General features: G+C 63.7%; 1 protein-coding gene. It reads left to right on the forward strand.

What is annotated here, in order from left to right:
* Window positions 1-78 precede the first annotated feature (78 nt).
* On the forward strand, window positions 79-427 hold a 349-nt coding region (locus GV818_RS33805), incomplete at its 3' end, for a LysR family transcriptional regulator (protein ID WP_218586329.1).

The following is a 427-nucleotide window of genomic DNA, read 5'->3' on the forward strand; positions in this document are numbered from 1 at the left end:
GTGCTTGGCGTGTTCATGCAGGGATGGTAATTTGCCTCGAAACCGGCGGAAATCGCCTGCCAACAAATTCATTGTTCAATGATGCGAACGACGGACTGGAACGACTGGGACACTTTTTGCACCGTGGCCACGCTCGGCAGCTTTACGCGCGCGGCGGAGCGGCTGGGGTTGCCCAAATCGTCGGTCAGCACGGCGGTGTCGCGGCTGGAAGGCAAGATGGGCGCACGCCTTTTCGAGCGCAGTACGCGCCGCCTGCGCCTGACCGATGCCGGCGAAGCCCTGCTGCGCGACGCAGGCCCATTGTTCCAGCGGCTGCGCGAAGTTTCGGAAGACGCCGCAGCGACGTTCCAGTCGCCCGCCGGCACGTTGCGCATTGCCATGCCGTACGAATTTGCCGCCAAGCAGCTCGCCGAGGTGGTGCTGGAAG

Source organism: Pseudomonas sp. Fl4BN1, from assembly GCF_009908285.1.
GTDB lineage: Bacteria > Pseudomonadota > Gammaproteobacteria > Pseudomonadales > Pseudomonadaceae > Aquipseudomonas.